The organism is Nocardia sp. CC201C (genome assembly GCF_030010695.1).
Classification (GTDB): Bacteria; Actinomycetota; Actinomycetes; order Mycobacteriales; family Mycobacteriaceae; genus Nocardia; species Nocardia otitidiscaviarum.
Genome location: NZ_JASCXP010000565.1, coordinates 1 through 3,637 on the forward strand (window position 1 = coordinate 1; position 3,637 = coordinate 3,637).

Consider the following 3,637-nt stretch of genomic DNA (forward strand, 5'->3'; position numbering starts at 1 on the left):
GCACGCGCCGCATCCCCGCCGGGCCGTCCGCCTCGGCCAATCGTGCCATCACGCCGTCGTATTCGGCGCGGGCCACGTCCAGGGCCGATTCGATCAGCAGATCGGTGACCGACGGGAAGTGGTAGTGCACCAGGCCGGGGCGTACGCCCGCGCGGTCGGCCACCATCCGGGTGGTCACCGCGCCCCAGCCGCGTTCGACGATCAGTTCCACCGCGGCCGTCATCAGCCGAGCGCGCGTCTGCCGGCCCTGTTCGATCGCCGTTGCCATGTATCCCCGAGACGTTGTCGAGTTTGGTCGTTTGCCTTGGGCGTTCGCCCAAATTACCACATCCCCGTGTCGTCCGGGAAATACCCGATCGTCGCGCCGGAATGCCGAGCGGCCGTGTTACGGCACGCGGCGGGGCGATTCGCCCGTTATGGTCGGACGGTGGCCAGCAAGTCGACACCCGCCGTGGAGTTGACGGTGGGCGCGCACACGGTGCGCGTATCGAATCCGGATCGGGTGTACTTCCCCGAGACCGGCGCGACCAAGCTCGACCTGGTGCGGTACTACCTGAGCGTGGGCGACGGCATCGTCAACGCGCTGCGGGACCGGCCGTGCATGCTGCACCGCTTTCCCAAGGGCCTGCCGGGCGGAAAGGTGCACCAGAAACGGCTGCCGGGCGGCGCCCCGGATTGGATTCCCACCGTGCGGCTGTACTTTCCGCGCTACGGCCGCAGCGCCGACGAACTGTGCGTCGAGAAGCTGGCCGACGTGATCTGGGCGGTGCAGATGTCGACCGTCGAGTTCCATCCCTGGAACTCCCGGCGCTTCGACACCGAACTGCCCGACGAATGGCGGATCGACCTGGATCCCATGCCGGACTGTCCGTGGTCGCGGGTGCGCCGGGTGGCCGGTGTCGTGCACGAGATACTCGACGAACTCGGCGCGGTCGGCTGGCCGAAGACCTCCGGCGGCAAGGGATTGCACGTCTACGTGCGCATCGAGCCGCGCTACGGATTCCAGGAGGTGCGCCGGGCCGCGCTCGCCTTCGCGCGGGAGGTGGAACGCCGCGCCCCCGACGATGTGACCACCGCGTGGTGGCGGCGCGATCGCGACCCGGCCATGCTGTTCGTCGACTACAACCAGAACGCGCGCGACCACACCATCGCGGCCGCGTATTCGGTGCGCGGCGTGGCGGCGGCGACGGTCTCCACGCCGGTCCTCTGGGCGGAGATCCCGGAGCTCGATCCGCGCGATTTCACCATGGCCACGGTGCCCGCCCGCTACGCGGAACTGGGCGATCTGCACGCCGGTATGGACGAGGCGGTCTTCGATATCGCGCCGCTGCTGGAGTGGGCCGACCGCGACCGGGTCGAGGTGGACCTCGACGAGGACGCCGACGGCTGAGCCGGGTCCGGTCCGTATCCCGGGTCCCGCCCGTTACCGCTGGTCGCGCAGCCGGTCGCGTTCGGCGGTGAGGGCGGAGTTGGCGTCCTCCAAATCGAGGATGCGTCCGATCCCGGCCAGGTTGATGCCCTCGCCGGCCAGGGCGATGATGCGGGCCAGCCGGGCGAGATCGTCACCGCTGTAGCGGCGCGTGCCCCCGGCACTGCGAGCGGGGGCGATCAGTCCGTGCTGCTCGTACAGGCGCAAGGTCTGCACCCCGACGCCGGAGAGTTCGGCGGCCACCGAGATCGCGTACACCGCCTGTCCCGACGGCGGAAAGTGGCCCTGCTCGCGCCCCAGCATCCTGTTCGTCTCCCCGTTCTCCCGCATGATCACCTGCCTCGAGATTACCTCTCCACCCGTCTTGCACTCTCATGGCCGGAGTGCTAAATAATATCTCTGTCAGATGACAGAGATTATCTGATAACTCTTCGATCGAGAATGGAGTGAGTTGGAGGTGGCGACCATGCTGATGCGTACCGATCCCTTCCGTGACCTGGATCGACTGACGCAGCAGGTATTCGGCACATCAGCCCGACCGGCCGTGATGCCGATGGATGCCTGGCGCGACGGTGACGAGTTCTTCGTGGAGTTCGACCTGCCCGGCATCGACCCGGACTCCCTCGACCTGGACGTCGAGCGCAATGTGATCACCGTGCGCGCCTCCCGTCCGGAACTGGACGCGGGCCGCTCGATGATCGCAGCCGAACGCACCCGCGGCGTCTTCAGCCGCCAGCTGTTCCTGGGGGAGAACCTCGACACCGACCGCATCCAGGCCGACTACCGCGACGGCGTGCTGCGGCTGACCATCCCGGTCGCCGAACAGGCCAAGCCCCGCAAGATCGAGGTCACCCGCCACGATCGCGAGCACCAGGCCATCAACGCCTGATCAGCGAGGCGCCATGACAGCGATGCCTGGTGCCCGCGGTCGTCTCGACCGTTCGCCCTGGACCGCGGCCGTGCGCCGAACAGGCACGGCCGCAACCGATTCCGGAGAGGTGGTGCACTGGCCCGAACCCAGCCCCCTGGACTCGTGGTGGGCCACTGTCATGAATCCGATCCGCCGACCGGAGCCCGCCGCCTGACGACCCGGCTGCCCGACTCTCAGGCGCTCGCGCCGCCGCGTAGCCAGTGCGGCCACGGGATGGTCCAGTCGCCGCCCTGCCAGATGTCGAGGGGGTCGCCGCCGGTGTTGCGGACCTCCACGACATCGCCGGGGACGACGAAGTCGTAGAACCAGGCGGCGTCTGCGGGGGAGAGGTTCAGGCAGCCGTGGGAGACATTGGTATTGCCCTGTGCCCACATGCTGTCGGCGAGGGCGTGGACGAAGATGCCGTCGTGGCTGATGCGGACCGCGTGGTCGATGGTCGAGCGGTAGCCGAGTCGGGAGTTGACGGGCAGGCCGTAGCTGGAGGAGTCCATGGTCACCGGGTGGTGGCGGTCCAGCACGGTATAGGTGCCGGGACGGGTCCAGAAGGACAGCACCGTACCGCCGACCACCGCGGTGCCGCCCATGCCCATGGAGGTCGGCATGGTGCGCACCAGGGCGCCGTTGTCGAAGACCTCGATCTGTTTGGTGACATCGTCGGCGATGGCGACGTGGGCGGGGCCGATGTGCACCGACACCCGCTGATCGCGCAGGCCGTACGCGCCGTCGCCGAGCGGTGCGCCGAAGAGGTCGGCGGCGACGGTGATCCGGGTGCCGGGCGCGTGGTAGTGCTCGGGCCGCCAGTGCGCGTTGCGGTCGTCGAGCCAGTACCAGGCGCCGGTGACGGCCGGTTCGGTGACCACGCGCAGGTGGCGTTCGGCGGCCGCGCGGTCCACGGGCTCGTCGAAACGTGCGGCGAGGACGAAACCGACACCGTAGACGTCGTTCTCGGTGAGCTCGACCAGATTCCCGGAGCGCAGCGACACGTCCACCAGTCGATCGGGCACCACCGTGGCGCACGTCGCGGTGGCGGTGACCGCGCCGGTGGCGCCGTCGGCCACCGCCCGCACGGTGTAGGTGTGGCCGTAGCCGAGCGGTTCCGTGCTCGTCCAGGAACGGTTGTCGGGTGCCGGTGCGCCCGGCAGTGGGCGGCTCGTCTCGTCGACCCACTCCACCGAGCGCACGGTGCCGTCGGTGACCGTGACCCGGCCGGGGGAGCGGGCGTCGACATCGCGGGCATCCGGTGGCGGATCGAAGCCGACGGCGGCGGGCACCGGCGG

The 3,637-nt window shown here is 69.4% G+C and carries 5 protein-coding genes; 2 read left to right on the forward strand and 3 right to left on the reverse strand.

Going from position 1 to position 3,637, the window contains the following annotated elements; translation table 11 throughout:
- A partial coding sequence (locus QK444_RS34085) for a helix-turn-helix domain-containing protein (protein WP_282786133.1) occupies positions 1-268 on the reverse strand: 268 nt, incomplete at its 3' end.
- A gap of 159 nt (positions 269-427) precedes the next feature.
- Here QK444_RS34085 and ligD point away from each other — a divergent pair.
- A complete protein-coding gene (gene ligD, locus QK444_RS34090) occupies positions 428-1,390 on the forward strand; it encodes a non-homologous end-joining DNA ligase (RefSeq protein ID WP_282786134.1) in 963 nt (320 codons plus the stop codon).
- Positions 1,391-1,423: 33 nt separating this feature from the next.
- Here the strand turns inward: ligD and QK444_RS34095 are convergent, their stop codons facing one another.
- Positions 1,424-1,732: a MerR family transcriptional regulator gene (locus QK444_RS34095; RefSeq protein ID WP_282786136.1), complete on the reverse strand. Its 309-nt coding sequence runs from the start codon at positions 1,730-1,732 to the stop codon at positions 1,424-1,426.
- Positions 1,733-1,895: 163 nt separating this feature from the next.
- On the opposite strand from QK444_RS34095, the gene QK444_RS34100 reads away from it, so the two are divergent.
- Positions 1,896-2,318, forward strand: a complete 423-nt coding sequence (locus tag QK444_RS34100; RefSeq protein WP_029924201.1) for an HSP20 family small heat-shock protein — start codon at positions 1,896-1,898, stop codon at positions 2,316-2,318.
- A gap of 215 nt (positions 2,319-2,533) precedes the next feature.
- Here QK444_RS34100 and QK444_RS34105 read toward each other — a convergent pair.
- Positions 2,534-3,637: Ig-like domain-containing protein (locus QK444_RS34105; RefSeq protein WP_282786135.1), on the reverse strand; the 1,104-nt coding region annotated here is incomplete at its 5' end.